Origin of the sequence: Pseudotabrizicola sp. (assembly GCF_030656345.1) — a bacterium.
GTDB lineage: Bacteria > Pseudomonadota > Alphaproteobacteria > Rhodobacterales > Rhodobacteraceae > Pseudotabrizicola.
This window is the reverse complement of record NZ_JAUSNR010000002.1, coordinates 131898-155535: the sequence shown is the minus strand read 5'-3', so window position 1 is coordinate 155535 and position 23638 is coordinate 131898. Positions and strand designations below refer to the sequence as shown.

Sequence of the window (23638 nt, the reverse complement as noted above, 5' to 3'; positions counted from 1 at the left end):
GGTTACTCCGCCGCTTCGACGAAGCGGTGACGTTCATACAGGAACCGCAGCACCGCTTCGCGGGCGCGGACGTAATCGGGGTGGCTCGCCAGTGCGATGCGGTCGCGCGGGCGGGGGATGGGAACCTCCAGCACCTCGCCAATGGTGGCCGCCGGGCCGTTGGTCATCATCACGATGCGGTCGGCCAGCAGCACGGCCTCATCGACATCATGGGTGATCATGATCATGGTGTTGCCCAGCCGCGCGTGGATATCCATCACCGCATCCTGCAGATGCGCGCGGGTCAGCGCATCAAGCGCGCCGAAGGGTTCATCGAGCAGCAGCACCTTGGGTTCCATCGACAGCGCGCGGGCGATGCCGACACGCTGCCGCATCCCGCCCGAGATTTCACCCGGGCGTTTGTCGGCGGCATGGGTCATCTGCACCAGATCAAGGTTCTGCATGATCCAGTCATGCCGTTCGGCGCGGGTTTTGGTGCCGGAAAACACCTTGGTCACCGCCAGTTTCACATTGTCATAGACGGTCAGCCAGGGCAGCAGGCTGTGGTTCTGGAACACCACAGCACGTTCCGGCCCCGGCGCGTTGACCTCGCGCCCTTCCAGCTTCAGGGCACCCGTGGTCACGTCGGTCAGGCCCGCAATCAGGTTGAGCAGGGTGGATTTGCCGCAACCGGAATGGCCGATGATCGACACGAATTCGCCCTTGTCGATGGTCAGCCGGATGTCGGCCAGAACCTCTGTCACCTTGGACCCGTTGGTAAAGGATTTGCAGACCCGGTCGATCTGCAGGTATTTTGTGGGTGCAATGGTCATGTCGCTGTCCCCCGGGAAACAACAGAGCCGATCCAGCCCACCAGACGATCCAGCACAAAGCCGGTCACCCCGATGTAGATCAGCGCCACGATGATGTCGGTCAGGCGCGAGGAATTCCACGCATCCCAGATGAAGAACCCGATGCCGACGCCGCCGGTCAGCATCTCGGCCGCCACGATGGCCAGCCATGACAGGCCCACCCCGATGCGCAGGCCCGAGAAGATGTAGGGCGCGGCGGAGGGCACCATGATCTTCCAGAAGAATTCGATCTGGTTCAGGCGCAGAACGGCGGCCACGTTGCGATAATCCTGCGGAATGGCGCGGACCCCGGCGGCGGTGTTGATGATGATCGGCCAGATCGCGGTGATGAAGATCACAAAGATCGCGCTTGGCCGGCTGTCCATGAAGGCGGCAAGGCTGATCGGCAGCCAGGCAAGCGGCGGCACGGTGCGCAGAACCTGAAAGATCGGATCAAAGCCGCGCATCATCAGCGCCGATTGCCCGATCACCGCGCCCATCAGCACGCCCGCCACAGCGGCAAGACCAAAGCCATAGGCCACCCGCTCCAGCGAGGTCAGCACCCGCCAGCCAAGCCCGATGTCCTGCGAGCCGTAGACGAAGAACGGATCAAGGATCAGCTCGCTGCTTTCGGCCCAAACCTTGGTGGGTGTGGGCAGCCCGGCAGTGGGGCCGGAAAACGCGACCTGCCAGATGGCCAGCAGCACGAACAGCACCACCAGCGGCGGCAGCACCGATGAAACCAGCCATGAAACAGCTTTTTGCACCCAGCGCGGGGGTCTGGCGGCAACCGGCAGCGGCACAATCTGCGCCGGGGGCTGCTTGGCCGTTTGGAGAGTCTTCTTCAACGCGACGACAGACATGCCCACCCCCTTACACCATGGCCTTGATCGACTGGCTGTCGAGGTAGGCGTCCGGGTTGGCCGGATCGAAGGTCTTGCCGTCAAAGAACGTCTCCACCCCGCGGCTGTCGCCAAAGCCCGGCTCCAGCCCCAGCCCTTTGGCGGCGGCAAGCCACAGGTCAGAGCGGTTGGTCGCATCGACCAGCGCCTTGGCATCCAGGTCGCCCGCAAAGGTGCCCCAGCGCTTGTTTTCGGTGATGAACCAGCTGTCGAGCGATTTCCAGGGGTACGAGGTGGCACCGTCAGCACCCCAGAATTTCATCGCCAGATCGGGGCGGCTTTCAACCCGGCCATTGCCATAGTTGATCTGACCCTTCAGACGGGTGACAATATCGGCCACCGGCACGTTATACCATTGGCGACTCCCGATGATTTCGGCCATCTCGTCCTTGTTGGCGGCGTCATCGCACCAGATCTGCGCCTCCATCACCGCCATCATCAGGGCAAGCGTGGCGTTCGGGTGATCGTCCACCCATTGCGCGCGCATGCCCAGCACCTTTTCGGGGTGGTTGGCCCAGATCTCGCCGGTGGTGGTTGCGGTAAAGCCGATGCCCTGATTGACCAGTTGCTCGTTCCACGGCTCGCCCACACAGAACGCCTCCATGTTGCCGACCTTCATATTGGCCACCATCTGCGGCGGCGGCACCACAATCAGGTCGACATCCTTGGTCGGGTCGATCCCGCCAGCGGCCAGCCAATACCGCATCCACAGATCATGCGTGCCGCCGGGGAAGGTCATGGCGACGGGGATTTCGGCACCCGCCGCGCGTTTGGCGGCGAAAACCTCACGCAGAGGGGAGCTGTCGAGGCCCACACCGCTGTCGGCATAAGCCTGCGTGACCGAGATTGCCTGCGCATCCTCGTTCAGGTTCAGCAGCGTATACATCGGCAGTGGCTGATTGTTCTGCATCACCTTGCCGGTGGAATACAGATGCACTTTCGGGCGCAGGATATGGCCGCCATCAATACCGCCACTGGCAGCCCCCAGCGCCATGTTGTCACGCGTGGCACCCCAGCTGGCCTGCTTTTCCACCTTCACATCGGGCATGCCGTGTTTGGCAAAAAGGCCCTTTTCCAAGGCGATGATCAGCGGCGCGGAATCGGTCAGCGCGATGTAGCCCAGCGTGCAGCCGGTGACTTCGGGGGTGGCGGTGGCGGCCCATGCCCCGCCCGGCAGGGCAAGGCGGGCGGCTGCGGCGGTTGCAGCAACCCCGACGGCGGATTTCAGGAAACTGCGGCGGGTGGGCTGGATCAGGGTCATGTGGCGTGTCCTCTGGCAAAGGCCGGGCCGGCGGATGCGCGGCGGGCTTGGGCTGAACAGCAAAAAGCCACCTCGATCGCTGCCTCGGGTTGAGGACAGGATGGGTGGCGGCATTGCCATTTTGGGGGACCGCATCTTTGCGGAAGATTGTCAGATCGAAAGCGCCATTGCCTTTGATCTTGCTTATCAGCATGCGACCGTTCCGACCCGCCGGTCAAGCGCTGCGCTGCTGCATCGCAAGTGCAGCATGACATTTGCGCAAAGCTGCAAGGGTCTGCTGAATCCTTCAGCGCAAAGCAAACGCCGGATCATAGGTTTCGCCGTCAAAAAACGCATCCGGGGCCAGAATCATCTGGCCCTTCTCTGACGCCACAGCGGTCGGATGCGCCATCGCGCCTTCAATCCGGGCTGACGCGCCCGGCAGATCGGCCCCTGCACTGCGCAGATGCTGGCGGTATAGATCGGTGCGGAAGCATTCCGTCGCCTGTTCCATCGCGCGCGCCACGTCCAGCCCGTGCAGCCCGGCGATCCGCCGTGCCAGCAGCGCCGCCAGACTGCGCCACGGGAAATTCGCCCCACCCTCGTGAAAGCGGATAAAGCCGGGAAACTGCCGCACCTCACCCGCCGCACTGATGTGCAACCGGCCCAGAAGGCCGCGTTCGGTCAGTTCCGGTGCCAGGTTCAGATAGTCCGGGCGCGACAGGATTTCGGCGGCCGTGCCGCGATTGTCAGGCCGGTCCAGCCAACGGCAGGCGCGCCAGACCGCGCGCATCAGCCGCCCGGTTTCCTCCGCGCGGCTTTCGGTAAAATCACGGGTCAGCACCAGCCCCTTTTCGGGCGGCGAGGCCCAGATCGCCCGCCCGGCCAGCAACAGCGCGCCGACCCCGGTTTCCACCGCGTACGAGGCCCAAGGCTCGCCCACGCAAAACGCATCGACCTCACCCGCCGCCAGCGCATCGGCCATCAGCGGCGGCGGCACAGTGTGGATGGTGACACCTGCGGCCAGTTCCGTGCCGTCCAGCCAGCGGCGCACCAGTTCGGCCTGTGTCGAGAACGGAAACGGCACGCCCACACGCAACTGCCCGCCCGCCACTGCGCCCAGCGCGTTGCGTGCCGCAACCGGATCATCAAAACCAAAGCCATGCCCCTGCGCCCGCATCGCATTGGCCAGCGCCGCGCTGACCGCAATGGCCTGCCCGCCCACCGACAGCATCATCACCAGATCAAACCGGGGATAGTCCGGGCCAAGCCCCAGCGTCTGCGCAATCGGCAGCGGCACCAGCATATGCGCCGCATCAATGCCGCCCATGCCCAGCAGGTCACGGCTTTGCGCCCAGCTTTGCACCCGGATCAGATCAAGGTGCAGCCCCTCTTCCGCGGCAAAGCCAAGCTCTTGCGCCACGATCAGCGGGGCGGCGTCGGTCAGCGGCACATAGCCAAGGCGCAGCGTGGTCAGGCTCATGTCAGCAGCCCCGCCGCCATCACCAGCTGCTGCGCAATGTCGGCCACGCGGCGTTTCTGATCCATCGCGGTCTTGCGCAGCAGCGCATAGGCGGCTTCCTCGTCAATCCCGCGCGCTTTCATCAGAATGGCCTTGGCGCGGTCAATGATCTTGCGATCCTCCAGCGCGGCCTTGGTGGCGGCCAGTTCGGCGCGCATTTTCTGGAACATGTGAAACCGGGCGATGGCGGCATCCAGCACCGGCTTGATCCGTTCCGGCTGCAAGCCATCCACCACATAGGCCGACACCCCGGCCTCTATCGCGGCGCGGGTCAGCTGCTCATCGGAGCGGTCGACGAACATCGCCACCGGGCGTTCCATCGGGCCGGACACCAGCGCCAGTTCTTCCAGCACGTCGCGCGACGGGTCGGCCACGTCGATCAGCACGATGTCGGGCTTTTGCTCGGCGATCCGCCGCGCCAGGCCGGTTTTTTCGGAAATGACCGTGATGGCATGATCGCCCGAGGCCATAAGACCATCGACAATGCGCAGCGCCCGTTCCCGGTCGCGCTCGACCACAATGATGGAAAGCCTTGCCATGAGGATCACCCCGTCAGACTGAAAAGCGGCGGAGCAAGAGCAGGGGCGATCTGCCTGTGGCCTGCGGGGTCACTGACCCCGAAAACCGCCCGAAAATTCTCCATATTTCCCCGGTCTGCCGTTAACTTAATCGTCGCACGAACAGATTGCACCGCCGTGCGCACGGGCGCGGCAAGCCCATCCGCCCACCGCGTCTGAACCGGCAAATTTCCGCAAAGTCGGAAAGCGATCACGCCAAGTCGGCGCTGCGATACGACAGGCGCGGCGACTTCCGTATCTTGGCGCTTTAGGATGCCGCTGACGACAGCGGAGAATTGGGCAGAGCGAGGTCCAGATGCTGAGCCAGGACGAAATCCGAAACCATTTCCAGTCGCACAAGGCAAACTTTGCCCTGTCGCGCGAATTATACTGCGATCCGGGTGTCTATCAGACCGATCTGGATCAGATCTGGTACAAGGAATGGCTGTTCGCCGTGCCATCTTGTGAACTGGTCAAGGCCGGGTCGTATGCGACCCTGCAGGTCGGGGATTATCCGGTGGTGATCGTGCGCGGCACCGATGGCCGCATCCGCGCCTTTCACAACGTCTGCCGCCATCGCGGACAAAGGCTCTGCGCCAAGACCAGCGGCACTGTGACCAAACTGGTCTGCCCTTACCATCAGTGGACCTATGATCTGGATGGCAAGCTGGCCTGGGCCCGCGACATGGGCGAGGATTTCAACCCGGCCGCCTATGGTCTGAAAAAGGTGCATTGCGTCGATCTGGGCGGCGTCATCTACATCTGCCTTGCCGAAGTGCCCCCGGCCATTGCCGAACTGGCGCGCACCGCCGCCACCTATCTGGCCCCGTCGGGCCTTGCCGATACCAAGATCGCGTTTTCGTCCAGCATCATCGAAAAAGGCAACTGGAAGCTGGTGATCGAAAACAACCGCGAATGCTATCATTGCGGCGGATCGCATCCATCGCTGTGCCGCACCTTTTCAGACAACCCCAAGATGGGGGCGATGGATGGTCCGCATTCGGCCAGCCCGGAAATTCTGGAGCATTGGACCCGTTGCGAAGCCGCCGGCCTGCCGTCGCGCTTTGTGCATGGGGCGGACTACCAGTGGCGGCTGGCGCGCGTCCCGCTGCTGAACAACGCCGAAAGCTACACGATGAGCACCAAGGCGGCCGTACAAAGGCGCATCGGCACCATGCCGTTCAACGATGCGGGCAGCCTGCTGATGTACCACTACCCCAACACCTGGAACCATTTTCTTGGCGACCATGCCATCACCTTCCGCGTGCTGCCGATCAGCCCGACCGAGACAGAGGTCACGACAAACTGGCTGGTTCACAAGGATGCGGTCGAAGGCAAGGATTACGACCTGAAAACCCTGACCGAGGTCTGGCTGACCACCAATGACGAAGACCGTCAGGTGGTCGAGGAAAACCAGAAAGGCATCCTGTCGCCCGCCTATGAACCCGGCCCCTATTCGCCGATTCAGGAAGAAGGCGTGATCCAGTTCATCGACTGGTATTGCGACACGATGGGCAAAAAGCTGACCCCGGCCCCGTCACTGGCGGCAGAGTAGACCATGCCAAACCAGATGAACTGGGCCGCCAAGCCGTGGCAGGACTCTGAGCCGCTGGAATGCGCCATGGTGGTGCCGGATACGGCTGACACCGCCAGCTTTACCTTCCGCGCGCCGTCTGGCGCGTGGTTCGACTATCAGCCGGGGCAGTTCGTGACCCTTGATCTGCCGGTGCCCGGCGGCAACATTCAGCGCACCTATACCATCAGTTCCAGCCCGTCGCGCCCGCTGTCGATTTCGGTCACCGTCAAGGCACAGGCCGACTCCATCGGCACCCGCTGGATGCTGAATCATCTGAAACCCGGTATGCGGATCAAGGCTTACGGGCCTTCGGGGATTTTCAGCTTTCACCGCCATCCGGCGCAGAAATACCTGTTCATCTCGGCAGGGTCCGGCATCACGCCGATGATGTCGATGACCACCTGGGCCTGGGATTCCGGCGAGATGCCCGACATCGCCTTTGTCCACGCCGCAAAACGCCCGTCCGAGATCATCTTCCGCGAGCGGCTGGAGCAGTTTGCCAACCGGGTGCCGGGGCTGAAACTGCGCTTCACAGTGGAAGAACCCGACCCGTTCCGCACCTGGCACGGGTTTCAGGGGCGGCTGAGCCAGATCATGCTGGGCCTGATGGCGCCCGATTATCTGGAACGCGAGGTGTTCTGCTGCGGGCCGGAACCGTTCATGCAGTCGGTGCGTGAAATGCTGGTGTCGATCGGCTATGACATGGACCGCTATCATCAGGAAAGTTTCGGCGCGCCGGTTCGCAAGGCAAGCGACGCCGAACCGATCACCGATGTGGTGCCCGACGCCGATATCCGGGCCGCTGTCACCTTCACCACATCCGGCGTCACTGCCGCCTGTGCGGAAACCGATACGGTGCTGGCCGTGGCGCGCAAGGCCGGGCTGAACATCCCCTCGGGCTGCACCTTTGGTCTGTGCGGCACCTGCAAGGTGCGCAAAACCGCTGGCGAGGTGCATATGGTCCACAACGGCGGCATTTCGGATGACGAAATCGCTGAAGGCTTCATTCTGGCCTGCTGTTCAAACCCGATCGGGCGGGTTAGCGTCGAGGTCTGATCCCCCGCAAAATCCCTTGGCCCTGGTGAAAAAGAACCACGTCATGACGCGGCGACACCGGGGCGCACAGGGTTCCGCCAGACCGGGGCCTGTGCGGACGACACCGGGCCTGCGCTGGACCGGCCCGGAACGTTATTCCAATTCCACACGGAAACGAACGGGTTAGCATCGAGCGCAGCCATTGAACTGCGCCCGATATCGGCGCATTTCACGGCGAGCACAGGAAGACTCGCATGACAATCGCCATATCATCGCTGACCAAGAGCTTCGACCAGACCACGGTTCTGCGCGGCATTGATCTGACGATCAACGACGGGGAACTGGTGGCGCTGCTTGGGCCATCAGGCTCGGGCAAGACCACGCTGCTGAAGATCATCGCCGGGCTGGACTGGCCCGATGCCGGTGGGCTGATGGTCAACGGGCAGGACTGGCTGCCCCTGCCCGCGCAAAAGCGGCGGATCGGCTTTGTGTTCCAGCATTACGCCCTGTTCCCGCATATGACCGTGCGCGACAACATCGCCTTTGGCCTGACCGTGCGCATAAAGGCGGAGCGTCCGGCAAAAGCGGCGATTGCGGCAAAGGTCGATGACCTGCTGGGCCTGTTGCAGATTCCGCACCTGTCCGACCGCTTTCCGGCGCAGTTGTCGGGCGGTCAGCGCCAGCGGGTAGCCTTGGGGCGCGCACTTGCCATCGAACCTGCGGTGCTGCTGCTGGACGAACCCTTTGGCGCGCTGGATGCCGCGATCCGCCGCGACCTGCGGGCTTGGCTGCGCGAGGTGCATCAGGCGACGGGGTCAACCACGCTGTTCGTGACCCATGATCAGGAAGAGGCGTTTGAGCTCGCCGACCGTGTCGTGGTGATGGGCGAAGGCCGGATCGAGCAGATCGGGTCTGCCGACCAGATCCACGATCACCCCGCATCACCTTTTGTCGCCCGCTTTATGGGCGCGGTGGTGGAACTGCCCGTGACCTTGCGCGCCGGGCGGGCCGAGGCGGCGGGGCTGGATGCCACCGCAGTAGAGCGTCGGGCGATGGCGGATGGGCCAGCACAGCTGTTCCTGCGCCCCGATGCCATCACGCTTTATGCTGACCCTGCCAGCCCCTGGACTCTGACACACAAGGCCAGCAACGGCGCGATGATCCGCGCAAGGCTGCGCCACACGGATGGCACTGAAATTCCGGTCGATCTGCCACGCCATTCTGCGCCGGATCTTTTCCCCGGCACCGCTTTCCGCCTGCGCCCGCTGACCGGCGCGGTCTTTCCTTTGGACGGCGTCGCACAAAATGGTGCGCCGCGTCCGCTTCCCATTCTCAAGGAGAAACGCCAATGAAACACGGATTGATCAAGGCTGCCGTTCTGGCCGCCACTCTGGGCGCGGCTTCGCCAGTCGCCGCGCAGGACAGCATCCTGAACGTCAGCTATGACATCGCGCGTGAGCTGTTCGAGGCGCTGAACCCCGCGTTCATCGCCAAGTGGAAGGCCGACACCGGCCGTGATCTGACCATCGACCAAAGCCATGGCGGGTCCTCGCGTCAGGCCCGCGCCATTCTGGAAGGCTTGCAGGCCGATGTGGTGACCTTCAATCAGGAGACCGACATCGACGTGCTGGCCGAAGGCGGCCTGTTGCCCGCCGACTGGCGTGATGCGCTGCCCAACGGAGCCTCACCCTATTACTCACTGCCCGCGTTCCTTGTCCGCGCCGGCAACCCCAAGAACATTCAGGACTGGTCGGATCTTGCCCGCGAAGACGTGGCACCGATCTTCCCCAACCCGAAAACCAGCGGCAACGCGCGCTATACCTACCTTGCGGCCTATGCCTATGGGCTGGAGCAGAACGGCGGCGACCACGCGAAGGCGCAGGAGTTTGTGAAGGCGATCCTGTCTTCGGTTCCGGTGTTCGACACTGGCGGGCGTGCGGCGACGCAGACCTTTGCCGAGCGTGAACTGGGCGATGTGCTGGTGACGTTTGAGGCCGAAACCGGCGGCATTGCCCGGGAATATGCCGCCCAAGGGTTCGAGCGCGTGACGCCATCGCTGTCGCTGTTCGCGGCCTTCCCCGCAGCGGTGGTGGCCGAAAACGCCGACAAGAAGGGCACGACCGAGGTGGCGACCGCCTATCTGGAATGGCTGTATTCGCCAGAGGCGCAGGACATTCTGGCGCAGAACTTCTACCGGGTTAATGACGCCGAAATCGCCGCAAAATACGCCGCCGACTTTCCCGAAGTGCGGCTGGTCACGGTGGATGAGGTGTTCGGCGGCTGGGATGCGATCCGCGCCGAGCATCTGGCTGACGGCGCGATCCTTGATCAGGTCTTTGTAAACCAATGATCTTTGCCGCCGCGCCCATCCGCGCCAAGCGCGTCTTGCCGGGGTTCACGCTGAGCCTTGGCACGACGCTGCTGTACCTGACCGTGATCATCCTGATCCCGGTGCTGGCGCTGATCCTGAAAGGGGCCGAGATCGGCCCGGCGCGGTTCTGGGGAATCGTCACCGCACCGCGGGCGATTGCGGCGTTTCAGGTCACGATCACCGCGGCGGTGATCGCGACCGCCTTCAACGCGGTTTACGGCCTTCTGATGGCATGGGTGCTGGTGCGCTATGAGTTTCCGGGCAAGCGCATTTTGGATGCGCTGATGGATATTCCCTTTGCCCTGCCGACGGCGGTGGCGGGATTGTCGCTGACCGCGCTGTTTTCGGCCAATGGCTGGATCGGCCAATGGCTGGAGCCGCAGGGAATTTCCATCGTCTATACGATCTGGGGCGTCGCCTTGGCGATGGCCTTCACCTCGGTGCCCTTTGTGGTGCGCACCGTGCAGCCGGTGCTGGAGGATCTGGACCCGGCCTATGAGCAGGCGGCGCGCACGCTGGGCGCGTCGGAGGGGGCGATCTTTGCCCGCGTGGTGTTCCCGCAAATTTTGCCGGCGTGGCTGGCGGGCTGCACCATCGCCTTTGCGCGGTCTCTGGGCGAGTTGGGGGCGATTGTGTTCATCGCAGGCAATCTGCCGTTCCGGACAGAGATTGCGGCGTTGCTGGCCTTTATCCGGCTGGAGGAATTTGACTATCAGGGCGCATCGGCGATTGCGCTGGTGCTGCTGATGTTCGCGCTGATCCTGCTGGTGGTGTCAAACCGGCTGCAGGCCTGGGCTTTGCGGTTCAAGGGGGTATGATGCAGACGCTTGCGATGAACCCGGCCCGGACCCGGCTGATGCCGCGCATGTTGATCGGGGTGGCGGTCACGCTGACGCTGCTGATCGTGGTGGCACCGCTGGCCTATATCTTTGCCCGCGCCTTTGGCGAAGGCTGGCGGGTCTATGCCGCCAACCTGATGCATCCGGCGACGGTGCATGCAATCTGGCTGACCAGCGTTGTCGCGCTGATCGTGGTGCCGGTCAACATTGCCTTTGGCATCGCGGCGGCGTGGGCGGTGGCGCGATTCCGCTTTCCGGGGCGCAGCATTCTGGTGACGGCGATCGAGATCCCGTTTTCAATCTCTCCGATCATCGCGGGCATCTGCTACCTGCTGCTGTATGGGCGGCAGGGGTTGCTGGGCCCGTGGTTGCAGGCCAATGATCTGCAGGTGATGTTTGCCCTGCCCGGCATTGTGCTGGTCACGATGTTCGTGACCGCGCCGTTTGTTGCCCGCGAGGTGCTGCCGTTGATGCAATCGCAGGGGTCGGAGCAGGAGCAGGCGGCGCTGACTTTGGGCGCATCGGGCTGGCAGATGTTTGCCCGTGTGACCCTGCCCAACATCCGCTGGGCCTTGCTGTATGGGGCCGTCCTTTGCACCGCCCGGGCGGTGGGGGAGTTTGGCGGGGTGTCGGTGGTGTCGGGCAATATCCGGGGCCAGACCAACACCCTGCCCTTGCATGTGGAGCTGTTGTTCAACGATCTGAACGCGACCGGGGCTTTTGCGGCGGCGTCGGTGCTGACCCTGCTGGCTTTGGTGGCGCTGGTGGTCAAGGCGGTGCTGGAGGGGCGGCGGGGCGCTTGAGGCAGGGGCCTTGTGACACGAGCGTCCCCTTGTGTTCCAGTGGTGAGAAACACGTTAATTCAAAGGCTTGGCTTTTTAAATTTTAGGGGAGTTTTAACACTTAACCCCCCATCACAGCGCCCGCCAAAGTTCCCCCACCCCGCCCCGGCCAATGCCGCAGGGCGGGCGTTTCCCTAGGGTCATTTTGCGCTTTGCCGCATGACAATTGACTTTCCGGTAAAAAATCTTCCTTTGTTACAAATGAATGGGCGTCGGGGAGGCCGATTGTTACATGGATGACATGTCTATCGGGAATAGGTGCCCAGTCAGCAAATCCCTAGGAGGAAGACACATATGAAAACCGTAAACCTGTGGGCTATCGGGTTGATGTCGCTGCCAATGGCAGCGCAGGCCCAGACCGAGATTTCCTGGTGGCATGCCATGACCGGCGCGAACTCGGAAGTGGTCGAGAAAATCGCCGCCGATTTCAATGCCAGCCAGACCGATTACGTGGTCAAACCCGTCTTCAAAGGCACCTATCCTGAAACCCTGAACGCAGGCATCGCCGCGTTCCGTGCAGGGCAGGCCCCTGACATCATTCAGGTGTTCGACGTGGGCACCGGGGTCATGATGGGCGCGCAAGGGGCCATCAAGCCGGTGGCCGAAGTGCTGAGCGAGGCCGGCTTCACCTTTGACAAAAGCGAGTATCTGCAGGGCATCGTGGGCTATTATTCCAGCCCCGAAGGCGAGATGCTGTCGTTCCCCTACAACTCGTCCTCGCCGATCCTGTATTACAACAAGGATATCTTCGAGAAGGCCGGGCTGGACGTTGACGCTCCGCCGACCACTTGGGCCGAAGTCTGGGCCGCTGCACGGCAGATCAAATCCAGCGGTGCGGCCACCTGTGGTTATACCTCGACCTGGCTGACCTGGATTCACACCGAAAACTTTGCCGCCTGGAACAACGTGTCCTGGGCCAGCAACGAAAACGGTCTGGCAGGCAACCCGGAGCTGGCGATCAATGGGCCGCTGTTCGTCAAGCATTTCCAGGAACTGGCTGATCTGGGCAAGGAAGGCGTGTTCGTCTATGGCGGCCGCACGTCGGAAGCCAAGCAGAACTTTACCTCGGGCGAGTGCGGGATTCTGACCGAAAGCTCGGGCGGGCTTGGCGATATCGTCAAATCGGGCATGAACTATGGCATCGGCCAGCTGCCCTATGACGAAACCGCAGAAGGTGCGCCGCAGAACACCACGCCGGGCGGTGCCTCGCTTTGGGTGATGGGCGGCAAGTCGGATGAGGTTTACAAAGGTGTCGGCACCTTCTTCAACTATCTGTCTCAGACCGAAGTGCAGCAGTTCCTGCACGAACAGTCGGGCTATCTGCCGGTGACTCTGGCCGCCTATGAGGCGACCAAGGCTTCGGGTTTCTATGACACCAACCCGGCGCGTGAAGTACCGATCCTGCAGATGTCGGGCAAGGAACCGACGGCAAATTCGAAAGGCGTGCGCGCCCCGAACCTGCCGCAGCTGCGCGATATCCAGAACGAAGAGTATGAAAAGATGCTCGCTGGTCAGCAGACCGCTGAACAGGCGCTGAACAACGCGGCCGAGCGCGGCAATGCCGCGATCCGCGAAGCAACGGGCGGCTGATCCGGCTACCCCCGGGCGCACACCGGCCCAGTGCCGGTGTGCGCCTTTTTCTTCCGACTTTGACGCAAGCAAGGATTGTGGATGCGACGCACCGTCTTTCCGCACAAGCTGCTGCCCTGGCTTTTGCTGGCGCCGCAACTGGCGATTACCCTGATCTTTTTCTACTGGCCTGCCGCGCAGGCCTTTCGCCAGTCTGTACTGCGCGAAGACCCGTTCGGCCTGTCGTCGACATTTGTGGGGCTGGCGAATTTCCGCAAGGTTCTGAACGATCCGGCCTATCTGAATGCGGCGCAGGTCACGGTGGTTTTTTCGGTGCTGGTCGCGTTTTTTGCCATGACGATTGCGCTTTTCCTTGCGGTGCAGGTGGAAAAGATCGTGCGCGGCAAAGGGGTGTATCGCACCCTGATGATCTGGCCCTATGCCGTGGCCCCGGCGATTGCGGGGATGCTATGGCTGTTCATGTTCAACCCGTCCTTTGGCACGCTGGCCTGGCCGTTGCGGCAGTTGGGCATCAACTGGAACCCGCTGCTGGACGGGGATCAGGCGATGGCGCTGGTGGTGGCGGCGGCGACATGGAAGCAGATCAGCTATAACTTTCTGTTCTTCGTGGCCGGTTTGCAGGCGATTCCGAAATCCCTGCTGGAAGCGGCGGCGATTGACGGCGCGACCAAGCGGCGCGCGTTCTGGACCATCGTTTTTCCGCTGCTGACGCCGACGACGTTTTTCCTGCTGGTGGTGAACACGGTTTATGCGCTGTTCGACACCTTCGGCATCATCCATGCAGTCACCAGTGGCGGCCCCGGCAGGTCGACCGAGACGCTGGTTTACAAGGTCTATAACGACGGGTTCGTGAACCTGATCATGGGCGATTCCGCAGCGCAGTCGGTGATCCTGATGGTGATCGTGATCAGCCTGACGGCCTTTCAGTTCCGGTTCATAGAAAAGCGGGTGCATTATGGATAACAGCACGCAAGGCCCGCTGGTGGCGCGCGGGGTGGGCCGGACAATGGCGCATCTGTGGATGATCCTGGGTGTGATCATCGTGGCCTTTCCGGTCTATTACGTCTTTATCGCCTCGACCCATTCGGTGCAGACAATCCTGCGCCCGCCTTTGCCGTTGTTGCCGGGGTCGGACGCCTATGAAAACTACCGGGGCGCGTTCTCGGGCGAGATCAACCGGATCGGCGGGGTCAGCCTGTGGCGTCTGCTGGGCAATACCACGCTGATTGCGGTGGGGATTGCGGTGGGCAAGATCGTGATTTCGATGGCCTCGGCCTATGCCATCGTGTTCTTCAAGTTCCCGTTCCGCATGGCCTGTTTCTGGCTGATCTTCATCACCCTTATGCTGCCGGTCGAGGTGCGGATCCAGCCGACCTATAAGGTGATGGTGGATCTGGGGCTGATCGACACCTATGCCGGGCTGATCCTGCCCCTGATCGCCTCGGCCACCGCGACGCTGCTGTTCCGGCAGTTTTTCATGACCATTCCCGATGAGCTGCTGGAAGCAGCCAGGGTGGATGGGGCCGGGCCGTGGCGGTTCTTCAAGGATATCCTGTGGCCGCTGTCGCTGACCAATGTGGCGGCGATTTTCGTGATCCAGTTCATCTATGGCTGGACGCAGTATCTGTGGCCGCTTCTGGTCACCAATTCGAATGAGATGAACACGATCGTCATCGCGCTGAAGAAGATGGTTTCTTTTGCCGATGCCGATACCCCCTGGAACCTTGTCATGGTGACTTCGGTGCTGGCGATCCTGCCGCCGATCCTTGTGGTCGTGCTGATGCAGCGCTGGTTCGTGAAGGGCCTTGTCGAGACGGAGAAGTAAATGGCACATATCCAACTGAACGACCTGCGCAAAAGCTATGCCGGGCAAGAGGTGATCCACGGGATCACGATGGACATTTCCAACGGGGAATTCGTGGTGATCGTCGGGCCTTCGGGCTGCGGCAAGTCTACCCTGCTGCGGATGGTGGCGGGGCTGGAAGGGATCAGCGCCGGGACGATTTCCATTGGTGACCGGGTGGTGAACGATCTGGAACCGCGCGAGCGCGATATTGCGATGGTATTCCAGAACTACGCTTTGTACCCGCATATGAGCGTGCGGGAAAATATGGCCTACGGCCTGAAGATCGCCAAGATGCCGGTGGCGGAGATAGAAGCGCGGGTGGCCAAAGCAGCGACGATGCTGGAGCTGGAGCCTTATCTGGACCGCAAGCCGCGCGCCCTGTCGGGCGGACAGCGGCAGCGGGTGGCGATGGGGCGGGCCTTGGTGCGCGAACCGGCGGCGTTTCTGCTGGATGAGCCGCTGTCGAACCTGGACGCCAAGCTGCGGGTGCAGATGCGGTTGCAGATCAAGGAGCTGCACCAGCGTACCGGGCAGACCACGCTGTATGTGACGCATGATCAGGTGGAGGCGATGACCCTCGCGGACCGGCTGATCGTGATGAACAAGGGCGTGGCCGACCAGATCGCCACCCCGCATGAGGTCTACATGACCCCCGCCACTGAGTTTGTGGCAGGGTTTATCGGCTCGCCTGCGATGAACATCTTTACCGTGCAGGCCGAGGCGGGCGTCGCGGTGCTGCCCGGCGGGCAGCGCCTGCCGCTGCCGGGGCTGCCGGCCAGCGGCGAGGTGCGGCTGGGGTTGCGGCCCGAGGATATGGAGCTGGTCGACGCTGACGTGCCGTCGATTCCGGTGATCCTCAAATCAGTCGAATGGCTGGGGGCGGATGCCTTTGGCTATGGCGTGATTGAAGGGTCGGATGTGCTGATGACCCTGCGCCTGCCCGGCAACACGGTGGCCAAACGCGGCGACCGGCTGCATGTGGCAGCGGCAGAGGGGCGCATTCACCTGTTCTCGCCCGCGACCGGCAGGCGGCTTTAGCCGCCAAGACGGGGGCGTCCGCAGCGGTGCCCCCTTCCCCGCCCTAGTCAGTGCCCAGCACCAGAAAAATCACCGACAGCGACACCAAGAGCAGCCCCGCCACCTCACGCGCACCCAGTTTTTCACGGAAGTAGAGGGTGGAGAACAGCAGGGTAAAGATCACCTCCACCTGTCCCAGCGCGCGGACGTAGGCCGCGTTTTGCAGGGAAAACGCCGCGAACCAGCCCAGCGAGCCCAGCAGCCCGGTGACGCCCACCGGCACGGTGCGGCGCCAGCCGTGCAGCACGCGGCGGATCTGCCCCGGTTCGCGCACCACCAGCCAGAGCGCCATAATCACCGACTGGATCACCGTTGCGGTGGCCAGCGCCAGCAGGGCGCGCAGCAGGAACGGGGCCGGTTCCAGCGCCAGGGTGGCGCCGCGATAGCAGATCGCGGCCACCGCAAACAGCGCGCCTGCGGCAAGGCCGAAGACCACGGGCTTGCCTTCAAACGCCAGTCGCCCGGCCGGGAAGGACAGGCTGACCAGACCGGCAAAGCCGACGGCGATGGCAAGGCCCGCACTCAAAGACACCATTTCCCCAAGAATAAGCGCCGAGGCGACGGCGGCCTGCAACACCTCGGTCTTGGTGAAGGCGATGCCGGTAGCAAAGCTGCGCATCCCCATCAGGCGGACTGTCAGTTCGGTGGCGATGATCTGGGCGATGCCACCGACCACGACATAGCCAAAGAATGACGGCGCGGGCAGGGGCAGGCTGACGCCCTGTTGCACATAAAGCGCGCAGGCCGCGGCGGTGGCCAAGGGCGCGGCAAACAGGAAGCGTGCGAATGTCGCCCCGCCGGGGGACAGGCCGGTACTGCCCAGCGCCTTTTGCAGCGCGAACCGCAGGGTTTGCGTCAGCGCGGCGAAAATCGTGAAGGCGATCCAGAGTTCCATCAGCGTTGTGATGCCATGGCCGGGACGCGATGACCAGACCGTGCGCGGCCTGCCGGGGGCGGAGCGGGGGCCTGTCCGCGACACTTAACATATTGCCATGCCACTGTTATTGCGCCACGCTTGCCCGGTTGCGCCCGACTGTCCGGTGCAACGGTTTGGCCTGTGTCAGAGATTATCCATGAACCCGCGTTCCGAAATTCACGCCCGCCTTGCCGCCGCGCTGAAAGAGGCGCGGACGGCCAAGGGCCTGAGCCTTGATGCCGTGGCGCGGCTGTCCGGGGTCAGCCGGTCGATGGTCAGCCAGATCGAACGCGGCGAGAGCAGCCCCACGGTGGCGACGCTGTGGAACCTGACACAGGCGTTGCAGGTGGATTTCGCCGGTTTACTGGAGGCCCGCGAAACCCCGAGGATTGAGGTGATCCGCGCCGAGGCCGCCCCGGTGATCGGCGGGCGCGGGCTTGGCGTGAGCATCCGTATCCTGTCACCTGCCGAAGCGGTGGGGGTGCATGAGGTCTATGATCTGACCTTTGCGACGGGCGGCAAGCTGATCAGCGATCCGCACGGGCCGGGCTGCCGGGAACATCTGACCCTGCTGGATGGCAGGATCGAGGTGACCTCGGGCGAGGAAAGCCAGCAACTGGGCACCGGCGACACGGCACGCTATTTCGCCGACCGCCCGCACCGGATTGAGGCGGTTGGCGGACCGGCGCGGGCCATTCTGATTGTGCAGAACAGCTAAAAGTCTTGCGGCAGGCGGGCCTTCGCCTCAACCTGCGGATAGGCGCGGGCCATCAGCAGGGTACGTGACAGGCTCATCACGATGATCCCCAGCCACAGGGCGTGGTTGCCGATCAGCGGCATGCCGATGACGATGGTGATCAGGTAGAAGATCAGCGACATGAACATCACGTTGCGCATCTGACGCGACAGGGTGGCCCCTATGAAAATGCCGTCGAAGATGAAGCTGCCAAAGCTGGCCAGCGGCATGATCCAGACCCATGGCAGATAGCGCATCGCCTCGGCCTGCACATCGGGGGCGGTGGTCATCAGGGTGATGAGCTGCGGGCCGCCGAACAGCGCCGCCGTGGTGAGCACAAGGCTGCCGCCCAGCGCCCATTGGCCGGACAGGATTGCCGCGCGTCGCAGGGGGACGACGGCGCGGGCACCGACAGCCTGCCCCACCAGCGCTTCGGCCGAATAGGCGAAGGCGTCGAGCATGTAAGAGAACAGGTGCAGAAATTGTAGCAGCAGCTGATTGGCGGCGAGGCTGACATCGCCCTGCCCTGCCGAGAGGAAGACGAAAGACGTGTAGCTGGCTTGCAGAAGAACAGAGCGCAGCATCAGATCGGCGTTCATCGCCATGATGCGTTTGAGGGCCACACGTTCCGCAATCTCGCCCCAGCGCGAGCGCATGGCGGGGACAAATGCGGCGCGGCAAAGCCAGAGCGCGAGGCAAAACCCGGTCCATTCGCCGATCAGGGTGGCGGCGGCGACGCCCGGCACGCCAAGGCCAAGGCTGATCACGAAAACCACATCCAGCACGATGTTGATGCCGTTGATGCATAGCTGCAGCATCAGGACCGCGCGCGTCCTTTCCTGCGCGATCAGCCAGCCGGTCATGGCGTAAATCGCGATGGTGGCAGGTGCCCCCCAGATGCGGATCGACACATAGCTGCGGGCCAGATCCTCGACCTCGTCTGACGCGGGCGACAGGGCGAAGGCCCCGGCCAGCACCGGCAGGTGCAACAGGATCAGGGCCGCGCCGCACAGGGAGGCGATCAGCAGAGCACGGTGAAGCACGAGGGCGGTTTCGCGCGGTTGGCCCCGGCCATGCGCCTGCGCGGTCAGGCCCGAGGTGCCCATCCCCAGGAAGGTGAACAGCATATATACGGAGGACAGGATGATGCCACCCAGACCCACCGCGCCGATCGGGGCTGCCGCCCCCATCTGCCCGATAACAGCCGTATCCACCAGACCCAGCAACGGGATCGTGGCATTGGACACAAGGAGCGGCAGGGCGATGTTGAGCACCCTGCGATGGGTGATCGCAGCGGTGGTGATGGCGGGTCCGGCAGTTTCAGTCATGGTAATGTCCGGCGTGATACGGGCCGTGCACCCGGCCCCGCCCTGTTGGGGGTACGCTGGCCAGAAGGATCAGGTTGCCGGAGCGTGGTCAAGCCCAGCCTGCATGCAACGCTTTGGCAAGTGACCTGGATCCGGCGCGCGGTGCCTTCAGGCCAAAGCCGCCTCGGGCACGGGCGAAAAAATGGCGGTTTCAGGATCACACTGATACTGCCGCACCAGATCGGCGGCTTTGCCGGACAGGGCTGAAACGCTGTCCAGTATGATCTGCACCTTATCGTCGGTCATCAGCGGTGACAGGTTGAGCCGGACAAAGCCCGGTTTCTGAAGCTCATCGCCCGACAGGATGGCCTGCCGCAGGCGGGCAGACGCTTCCGCGTCGATGCCCAGCAGGCGGTGCACATAGGGCCCGGCGCAGGCGCAGCCGCCGCGGGCCTGAATGCCGTAGAGATCGGACAAAAGCCGGGTGATCAGCTGATGATGCACAAAGCCGCCCTGCCCGTCCTGCACACGGAAGGAAAAGATCGGCAGGCGGTTGCGGTCGGTGGGGCCGAGCAGGGTGAGGCGCGGTTGGCTGGCCCATGCGGCATTGGCGCGCTCTACCAGAACCGCGTTGCGCCGGGCCATCTGTGCGGTGCCGATGCAATCCTTGACCATGAAGACCAGTGCGGCGCGCAGATCGCCGGTGACATTCGGGGTGCCCGCCTCTTCGCGCGCCTCCAGCCGCTGGCTGAAATCATGCGTGCAGGGCGAGACAAAGCGCACCGTGCCGCCGCCGGGCCAGCTGGGGCGGTCTGACACCACCGCATCGTGGCGTACAATCAGCACGCCCGACGCCCCCGGCCCGCCGATGAACTTGTGCGGCGAAATCACGATGGCATCGATGTCGACGTCCGGCACCGGGGACATGGCGATCGGCAGATAGGGGCCGCCGCCAGCATAATCCCAGACCATCCGCGCGCCCGCCGCCCGGACCTGCCGGGTAAGGGCTGTCACATCGGCCACCTCGCCCGTGATGTTGGACGCGGCAGAGAAAGAGCAGATCACCCGCGCACCCTTGGGTGCCGATGCCAGCGCCTGCGCCAGTCCGGCGCGGTCGGGGCCGCCTTGGGGATCTTCGCCCAGCTCGATCACCTCGGCCCCGCTTTCGCGCCAGGGCAGCAGGTTGGAATGATGCTCATACGGCCCAAGGATGACCCGCACGCCGGGGCCTGCCCCCAGCAGCGCCACCAGCCGGTTGATGCCCGCCGTGGCCCCGGACCCGCAGAACACCACCGCATGATCAGGCCCTGCCCCGCAAGACCGCGCGATGATGGCGCGGGCGGCGCGGCGCATTTGAGTCATGCGCGCGCCGCAGAACGACGCCTCGGTATGGCTGTTGGCGTAGTACGGCAGCACGTGATCCATCAGGAAGGTTTCGACCTGACGCAGCGCGCGGCCAGAGGCGGTGTAATCGGCATAGATCAGGGGTTTGGGGCCGTATGGGCCGTCTATCAGCATGCCTTCACCGATCAGTCCGCCGCGCAACGCGGCCAGCGGATCTGCCGCCTGAAGGGCGGCGCGGAACGGAGAAAACAGATCGGCAGTGTCGGTCACGGGGCAGTACTCCTTGGTCTGCCTTAACGATAGATCGAAAACCGGCAATCAGATGCGGCGTTATTCCGGTAGATTTCCAAAAATTCAGATCATATGATCTAAGATATGAAGAATATGGATATCTATGATCTGCGCATCCTGACCACGCTGCAGCGTGATTCGTCGCTGTCGCAGCGCCAGATTGCTGATCTGGTGGGCCTATCGCAGAACGCCTGCTGGCGGCGGATACAGGCGTTGCAGGCGGCGGGCATTCTGGCCGGGTCGCAGGCGCGGGTGGATCTGGCGGCGCTGGGGCTGGATCTGACGGTGTTTGTGATGATCCGCACCCGGCACCATTCGCGCGACTGGGTGGACCGCTTTTCGCGCCACGTGCAAAGCCTGCCGGAAGTGATCGACTTCAACCGGATTGGCGGCGAATGGGATTACCTTTTGAAGATCGTCACGCAAGGCATGGCCGGATATGACCGTTTTTATCAGCGGCTGATTGACGGGTTTGAATTCGACAAGGTGACCGGGTTGTTTTCGATGGAGCGGATATTGGAAAACCGCCCCGCCGATCTGAACCGGCTGCTATAGCCGCTCAGCCCCAGTCCAGCACCACCTTGCCGCTGGACCCTGCGCGCATCACCTTGAACCCGTCGCGGAACTGGTCGACGGGAAAGCGGTGGGTGATGACGCGGCGGATATCCAGCCCGTTTTCCAGCATGGCGATCATCTTGTACCATGTCTCGAAAATCTCACGCCCGTAAACGCCCTTCAGGGTGATGGCCTTGAAGACAATCCGGCTCCAGTCCACCGGCGATTTGCCGGGTGGGATGCCCAGCATGGCAATGCGCCCGCCCATCACAAGATTTTCGATCATCTGATCGAGCGCCGCCTGATTGCCCGACATTTCCATACCGACATCAAAGCCCTGTTTCATCTTCAGGCTGGCCTGAACAGCGTGCAGATCCTGCAGTGCCACATTGACCGGCACCACGTCGGCCACCTGTGCGGCCAGATCCAGCCGGTCCTGATTGACATCGGTGATCACCACATGCCGCGCGCCCACATGGCGTGCGACCGCCGCCGCCATGATGCCGATGGGACCGGCCCCGGTGATCAGCACATCTTCGCCCACCAGATCGAAGGACAGCGCGGTGTGGACCGCATTGCCCAGCGGGTCGAGGATGGCGCCGATGTCATCATCAATCTCATCCGGCAATGGCACCACGTTGAAGGCGGGCAGCGACAGGTATTGGGCAAAGGCCCCCTGTTCATTTACCCCGATGCCGCGCGTGGCCGGATCAAGGTGGAATTTGCCCGCGCGGGATTGGCGCGACTGGTTGGAAATCAGGTGTCCTTCGCCCGAGCAACGCTGGCCGATGGCAAGGCTGGTGACGTTGCGGCCCAACTCGACAATCTCGCCCGCGAATTCATGGCCTGTCACCAGACCCAGCGGCACGGTGCGCGCGGCCCAATCGTCCCAGTTCCAGATATGAATGTCGGTGCCGCAGATGCCGGTCTTGCGGATGCGGATCAGCACGTCATCGGGGCCGATTTCGGGGACCGGGCGCTGTTCCAGCCAGAGGCCGACCTCTGGCTTCGTTTTGGCCAGTGCTTTCATGTCGCGGCCCATCAGATCACCCCTACGACTTTGCCCGCCGCACGAAACTGATCAAGACCGAAGTCCAGATCGGCCCGGGTCAGTTGCGCATTCATCTGGGTGCGGATGCGGGCCTGCCCCTTTGGCACGACGGGAAAGAAGAAGCCTGAAACATAGACGCCACGGTCATACAGCGCGCTGGCCATGGCTTGCGCCAAGGGGGCCTCGGCGGTCATCACCGGGATGATCGGGTGTTCGCCGGGCAGCAGGGTGAAACCGGCATCGGCCAGACCGGCGCGCCAATAGGCGGCGTTGTCGAAGAGTTGAGCGCGCAGATCATCTGCCGCCTCGACCATATCAATCGCCGCCAGACCCGCCGCCACGATGGCCGGCGGCAGCGCGTTGGAGAACAGGTAGGGCCGCGCCCGTTGCCGCAGCAGATCCACCACGGCCTGCGGCCCGGCGATATAGCCGCCCAGCGCGCCGCCCAGCGCCTTGCCCAAGGTGCCGGTCAGGATGTCGACGCTGACCCCGTGATGCGCAGGCGTGCCCCGGCCCTGCGGCCCCATGAAGCCGGTGGCGTGGCAATCATCGACCATGGTCAGCGCGCCGTACTTTTCGGCCAGCGCGGTGATGGCGGGCAGGTTGGCCAGATAGCCATCCATCGAGAACACCCCATCGGTTGCGATCAGGATATGGCGCGCACCATCCGCGCGGGCGGCTTGCAACTGCGCCTCCAGATCCGCCATGTCGGAATTGGCGTAGCGATAGCGTTTTGCCTTGCACAGCCGGATGCCATCAATGATCGACGCATGGTTCAGCGCATCCGAGATCACCGCATCCTCTGGCCCCAGCAGGGGTTCGAACAGCCCGCCATTGGCGTCGAAACAGGCGGCGAACAGGATGGAGTCGTCCATGTGCAGAAACTGCGCGATGCGGCTTTCCAGTTGGCGGTGCAGATCTTGCGTGCCGCAAATAAAGCGGACAGAGGCCATGCCGAACCCCTGATCATCCAGCGCGCGGTGCGCCGCAGCAATCAGCGCCGGGTCATTGGCCAGACCGAGGTAATTGTTGGCACACAGGTTCAGCAGCGGCCGCCCCGCCACTGTGACATGCGCCGATTGCGGCGAAGACATGATACGTTCGCGCTTGAACAGGCCGGCAGACTCGATGTCCGACAGCGTGTCGTTGAGGTGTTGGAGGAAGTCGGTGCGCGACATCGGTGGCTCCTGTTCTGTATTCTGCGGATGGTG

The 23638-nt window shown here is 63.3% G+C and carries 22 protein-coding genes; 12 read left to right on the top strand and 10 right to left on the bottom strand.

The genetic code is table 11. The annotated features are described in order from the left end of the window. Nucleotides 1–2 precede the first annotated feature (2 nt). The 5 genes from Q7J44_RS00775 to Q7J44_RS00755 all read right to left on the bottom strand — a co-directional run bounded on the left by Q7J44_RS00775 (nucleotide 3) and on the right by Q7J44_RS00755 (nucleotide 5033). Nucleotides 3–812: an ABC transporter ATP-binding protein gene (locus Q7J44_RS00775; RefSeq protein WP_304876051.1), complete on the bottom strand. Its 810-nt coding sequence runs from the start codon at nucleotides 810–812 to the stop codon at nucleotides 3–5. Further along, complete coding sequence (gene ntrB / locus Q7J44_RS00770) at nucleotides 809–1693, bottom strand: nitrate ABC transporter permease (protein ID WP_304876049.1); 885 nt, start codon at nucleotides 1691–1693, stop codon at nucleotides 809–811. The genes Q7J44_RS00775 and ntrB overlap by 4 nt, the downstream gene beginning before the upstream one ends. A 10-nt stretch (nucleotides 1694–1703) precedes the next feature. Continuing rightward, a complete protein-coding gene (locus Q7J44_RS00765) occupies nucleotides 1704–2993 on the bottom strand; it encodes a CmpA/NrtA family ABC transporter substrate-binding protein (protein ID WP_304876047.1) in 1290 nt (429 codons plus the stop codon). 286 nt (nucleotides 2994–3279) lie between these two features. Continuing rightward, on the bottom strand, nucleotides 3280–4455 hold the full coding sequence (locus tag Q7J44_RS00760) for an ABC transporter substrate-binding protein (RefSeq protein WP_304876045.1): 1176 nt from the start codon (nucleotides 4453–4455) through the stop codon (nucleotides 3280–3282). Further along, nucleotides 4452–5033 (bottom strand): ANTAR domain-containing response regulator, encoded by a 582-nt coding sequence (locus tag Q7J44_RS00755; RefSeq protein WP_304876043.1) that lies wholly within the window; start codon nucleotides 5031–5033, stop codon nucleotides 4452–4454. The genes Q7J44_RS00760 and Q7J44_RS00755 overlap by 4 nt, the downstream gene beginning before the upstream one ends. A gap of 334 nt (nucleotides 5034–5367) precedes the next feature. On the opposite strand from Q7J44_RS00755, the gene Q7J44_RS00750 reads away from it, so the two are divergent. The 10 genes from Q7J44_RS00750 to Q7J44_RS00705 all read left to right on the top strand — a co-directional run bounded on the left by Q7J44_RS00750 (nucleotide 5368) and on the right by Q7J44_RS00705 (nucleotide 16188). Continuing rightward, a complete protein-coding gene (locus Q7J44_RS00750; protein ID WP_304876041.1) occupies nucleotides 5368–6606 on the top strand; it encodes an SRPBCC family protein in 1239 nt (412 codons plus the stop codon). Between the two features lie 3 nt (nucleotides 6607–6609). Beyond that, complete coding sequence (locus Q7J44_RS00745) at nucleotides 6610–7683, top strand: hybrid-cluster NAD(P)-dependent oxidoreductase (protein ID WP_304876039.1); 1074 nt, start codon at nucleotides 6610–6612, stop codon at nucleotides 7681–7683. Nucleotides 7684–7916: 233 nt separating this feature from the next. Then, complete coding sequence (locus Q7J44_RS00740; protein WP_304876037.1) at nucleotides 7917–9014, top strand: sulfate/molybdate ABC transporter ATP-binding protein; 1098 nt, start codon at nucleotides 7917–7919, stop codon at nucleotides 9012–9014. Beyond that, nucleotides 9011–10012 carry a sulfate ABC transporter substrate-binding protein gene (locus Q7J44_RS00735; protein ID WP_304876035.1) on the top strand — a complete coding sequence of 334 codons (1002 nt, stop codon included), beginning with the start codon at nucleotides 9011–9013 and terminating at the stop codon, nucleotides 10010–10012. The genes Q7J44_RS00740 and Q7J44_RS00735 overlap by 4 nt, the downstream gene beginning before the upstream one ends. Continuing rightward, on the top strand, nucleotides 10009–10851 hold the full coding sequence (gene cysT, locus Q7J44_RS00730) for a sulfate ABC transporter permease subunit CysT (RefSeq protein WP_304876033.1): 843 nt from the start codon (nucleotides 10009–10011) through the stop codon (nucleotides 10849–10851). Before Q7J44_RS00735 ends, cysT begins: the two co-directional genes overlap by 4 nt. After that, on the top strand, nucleotides 10848–11675 hold the full coding sequence (gene cysW / locus Q7J44_RS00725; protein ID WP_304876031.1) for a sulfate ABC transporter permease subunit CysW: 828 nt from the start codon (nucleotides 10848–10850) through the stop codon (nucleotides 11673–11675). Before cysT ends, cysW begins: the two co-directional genes overlap by 4 nt. Before the next feature lie 333 nt (nucleotides 11676–12008). Next, nucleotides 12009–13304, top strand: a complete 1296-nt coding sequence (gene ugpB / locus Q7J44_RS00720; protein ID WP_304876029.1) for a sn-glycerol-3-phosphate ABC transporter substrate-binding protein UgpB — start codon at nucleotides 12009–12011, stop codon at nucleotides 13302–13304. A gap of 81 nt (nucleotides 13305–13385) precedes the next feature. After that, the gene (gene ugpA, locus Q7J44_RS00715) at nucleotides 13386–14267 is read left to right on the top strand and encodes a sn-glycerol-3-phosphate ABC transporter permease UgpA (RefSeq protein WP_304876027.1); all 882 of its coding nucleotides are present in this window, start codon (nucleotides 13386–13388) and stop codon (nucleotides 14265–14267) included. Beyond that, on the top strand, nucleotides 14260–15129 hold the full coding sequence (gene ugpE / locus Q7J44_RS00710) for a sn-glycerol-3-phosphate ABC transporter permease UgpE (protein ID WP_304876025.1): 870 nt from the start codon (nucleotides 14260–14262) through the stop codon (nucleotides 15127–15129). Before ugpA ends, ugpE begins: the two co-directional genes overlap by 8 nt. Next, the gene (locus Q7J44_RS00705; protein WP_304876023.1) at nucleotides 15130–16188 is read left to right on the top strand and encodes a sn-glycerol-3-phosphate import ATP-binding protein UgpC; all 1059 of its coding nucleotides are present in this window, start codon (nucleotides 15130–15132) and stop codon (nucleotides 16186–16188) included. Between the two features lie 43 nt (nucleotides 16189–16231). Here the strand turns inward: Q7J44_RS00705 and Q7J44_RS00700 are convergent, their stop codons facing one another. Beyond that, nucleotides 16232–17122, bottom strand: a complete 891-nt coding sequence (locus tag Q7J44_RS00700) for an EamA family transporter (protein WP_304876021.1) — start codon at nucleotides 17120–17122, stop codon at nucleotides 16232–16234. A gap of 178 nt (nucleotides 17123–17300) precedes the next feature. Here Q7J44_RS00700 and Q7J44_RS00695 point away from each other — a divergent pair, with 178 nt between their 5' ends. Continuing rightward, the gene (locus Q7J44_RS00695; RefSeq protein ID WP_304876019.1) at nucleotides 17301–17861 is read left to right on the top strand and encodes a helix-turn-helix domain-containing protein; all 561 of its coding nucleotides are present in this window, start codon (nucleotides 17301–17303) and stop codon (nucleotides 17859–17861) included. Here the strand turns inward: Q7J44_RS00695 and Q7J44_RS00690 are convergent. Together Q7J44_RS00690 and Q7J44_RS00685 are read right to left on the bottom strand one after the other, a co-directional pair. Then, nucleotides 17858–19207 (bottom strand): MATE family efflux transporter, encoded by a 1350-nt coding sequence (locus Q7J44_RS00690; RefSeq protein WP_304876017.1) that lies wholly within the window; start codon nucleotides 19205–19207, stop codon nucleotides 17858–17860. The genes Q7J44_RS00695 and Q7J44_RS00690 overlap by 4 nt on opposite strands. 147 nt (nucleotides 19208–19354) lie before the next feature. Beyond that, the gene (locus tag Q7J44_RS00685) at nucleotides 19355–20800 is read right to left on the bottom strand and encodes an aminotransferase class V-fold PLP-dependent enzyme (protein WP_304876015.1); all 1446 of its coding nucleotides are present in this window, start codon (nucleotides 20798–20800) and stop codon (nucleotides 19355–19357) included. 105 nt (nucleotides 20801–20905) lie between these two features. On the opposite strand from Q7J44_RS00685, the gene Q7J44_RS00680 reads away from it, so the two are divergent. After that, a complete protein-coding gene (locus Q7J44_RS00680) occupies nucleotides 20906–21376 on the top strand; it encodes an Lrp/AsnC family transcriptional regulator (protein WP_304876014.1) in 471 nt (156 codons plus the stop codon). A 4-nt stretch (nucleotides 21377–21380) separates the two neighbouring features. On the opposite strand, the gene tdh is transcribed toward Q7J44_RS00680, so the two are convergent. Next, the gene (gene tdh, locus Q7J44_RS00675; protein ID WP_304876366.1) at nucleotides 21381–22406 is read right to left on the bottom strand and encodes an L-threonine 3-dehydrogenase; all 1026 of its coding nucleotides are present in this window, start codon (nucleotides 22404–22406) and stop codon (nucleotides 21381–21383) included. Nucleotides 22407–22417: 11 nt separating this feature from the next. After that, nucleotides 22418–23605 (bottom strand): glycine C-acetyltransferase, encoded by a 1188-nt coding sequence (locus Q7J44_RS00670; RefSeq protein WP_304876012.1) that lies wholly within the window; start codon nucleotides 23603–23605, stop codon nucleotides 22418–22420. Between the last annotated feature and the right edge of the window lie 33 nt (nucleotides 23606–23638).

Excerpts from the sequence above, each read along its gene's own strand:
- Q7J44_RS00775 (WP_304876051.1), bottom strand. The coding sequence starts at position 812 with ATGACCATTGCACCCACAAAATACCTGCAGATCGACCGGGTCTGCAAA.
- ntrB (WP_304876049.1), bottom strand. The coding sequence starts at position 1,693 with ATGTCTGTCGTCGCGTTGAAGAAGACTCTCCAAACGGCCAAGCAGCCC.
- Q7J44_RS00765 (WP_304876047.1), bottom strand. The coding sequence starts at position 2,993 with ATGACCCTGATCCAGCCCACCCGCCGCAGTTTCCTGAAATCCGCCGTC.
- Q7J44_RS00760 (WP_304876045.1), bottom strand. The coding sequence starts at position 4,455 with ATGAGCCTGACCACGCTGCGCCTTGGCTATGTGCCGCTGACCGACGCC.
- Q7J44_RS00755 (WP_304876043.1), bottom strand. The coding sequence starts at position 5,033 with ATGGCAAGGCTTTCCATCATTGTGGTCGAGCGCGACCGGGAACGGGCG.
- Q7J44_RS00750 (WP_304876041.1), top strand. The coding sequence starts at position 5,368 with ATGCTGAGCCAGGACGAAATCCGAAACCATTTCCAGTCGCACAAGGCA.
- Q7J44_RS00745 (WP_304876039.1), top strand. The coding sequence starts at position 6,610 with ATGCCAAACCAGATGAACTGGGCCGCCAAGCCGTGGCAGGACTCTGAG.
- Q7J44_RS00740 (WP_304876037.1), top strand. The coding sequence starts at position 7,917 with ATGACAATCGCCATATCATCGCTGACCAAGAGCTTCGACCAGACCACG.
- Q7J44_RS00735 (WP_304876035.1), top strand. The coding sequence starts at position 9,011 with ATGAAACACGGATTGATCAAGGCTGCCGTTCTGGCCGCCACTCTGGGC.
- cysT (WP_304876033.1), top strand. The coding sequence starts at position 10,009 with ATGATCTTTGCCGCCGCGCCCATCCGCGCCAAGCGCGTCTTGCCGGGG.
- cysW (WP_304876031.1), top strand. The coding sequence starts at position 10,848 with ATGATGCAGACGCTTGCGATGAACCCGGCCCGGACCCGGCTGATGCCG.
- ugpB (WP_304876029.1), top strand. The coding sequence starts at position 12,009 with ATGAAAACCGTAAACCTGTGGGCTATCGGGTTGATGTCGCTGCCAATG.
- ugpA (WP_304876027.1), top strand. The coding sequence starts at position 13,386 with ATGCGACGCACCGTCTTTCCGCACAAGCTGCTGCCCTGGCTTTTGCTG.
- ugpE (WP_304876025.1), top strand. The coding sequence starts at position 14,260 with ATGGATAACAGCACGCAAGGCCCGCTGGTGGCGCGCGGGGTGGGCCGG.
- Q7J44_RS00705 (WP_304876023.1), top strand. The coding sequence starts at position 15,130 with ATGGCACATATCCAACTGAACGACCTGCGCAAAAGCTATGCCGGGCAA.
- Q7J44_RS00700 (WP_304876021.1), bottom strand. The coding sequence starts at position 17,122 with ATGGAACTCTGGATCGCCTTCACGATTTTCGCCGCGCTGACGCAAACC.
- Q7J44_RS00695 (WP_304876019.1), top strand. The coding sequence starts at position 17,301 with ATGAACCCGCGTTCCGAAATTCACGCCCGCCTTGCCGCCGCGCTGAAA.
- Q7J44_RS00690 (WP_304876017.1), bottom strand. The coding sequence starts at position 19,207 with ATGACTGAAACTGCCGGACCCGCCATCACCACCGCTGCGATCACCCAT.
- Q7J44_RS00680 (WP_304876014.1), top strand. The coding sequence starts at position 20,906 with ATGAAGAATATGGATATCTATGATCTGCGCATCCTGACCACGCTGCAG.
- tdh (WP_304876366.1), bottom strand. The coding sequence starts at position 22,406 with ATGAAAGCACTGGCCAAAACGAAGCCAGAGGTCGGCCTCTGGCTGGAA.
- Q7J44_RS00670 (WP_304876012.1), bottom strand. The coding sequence starts at position 23,605 with ATGTCGCGCACCGACTTCCTCCAACACCTCAACGACACGCTGTCGGAC.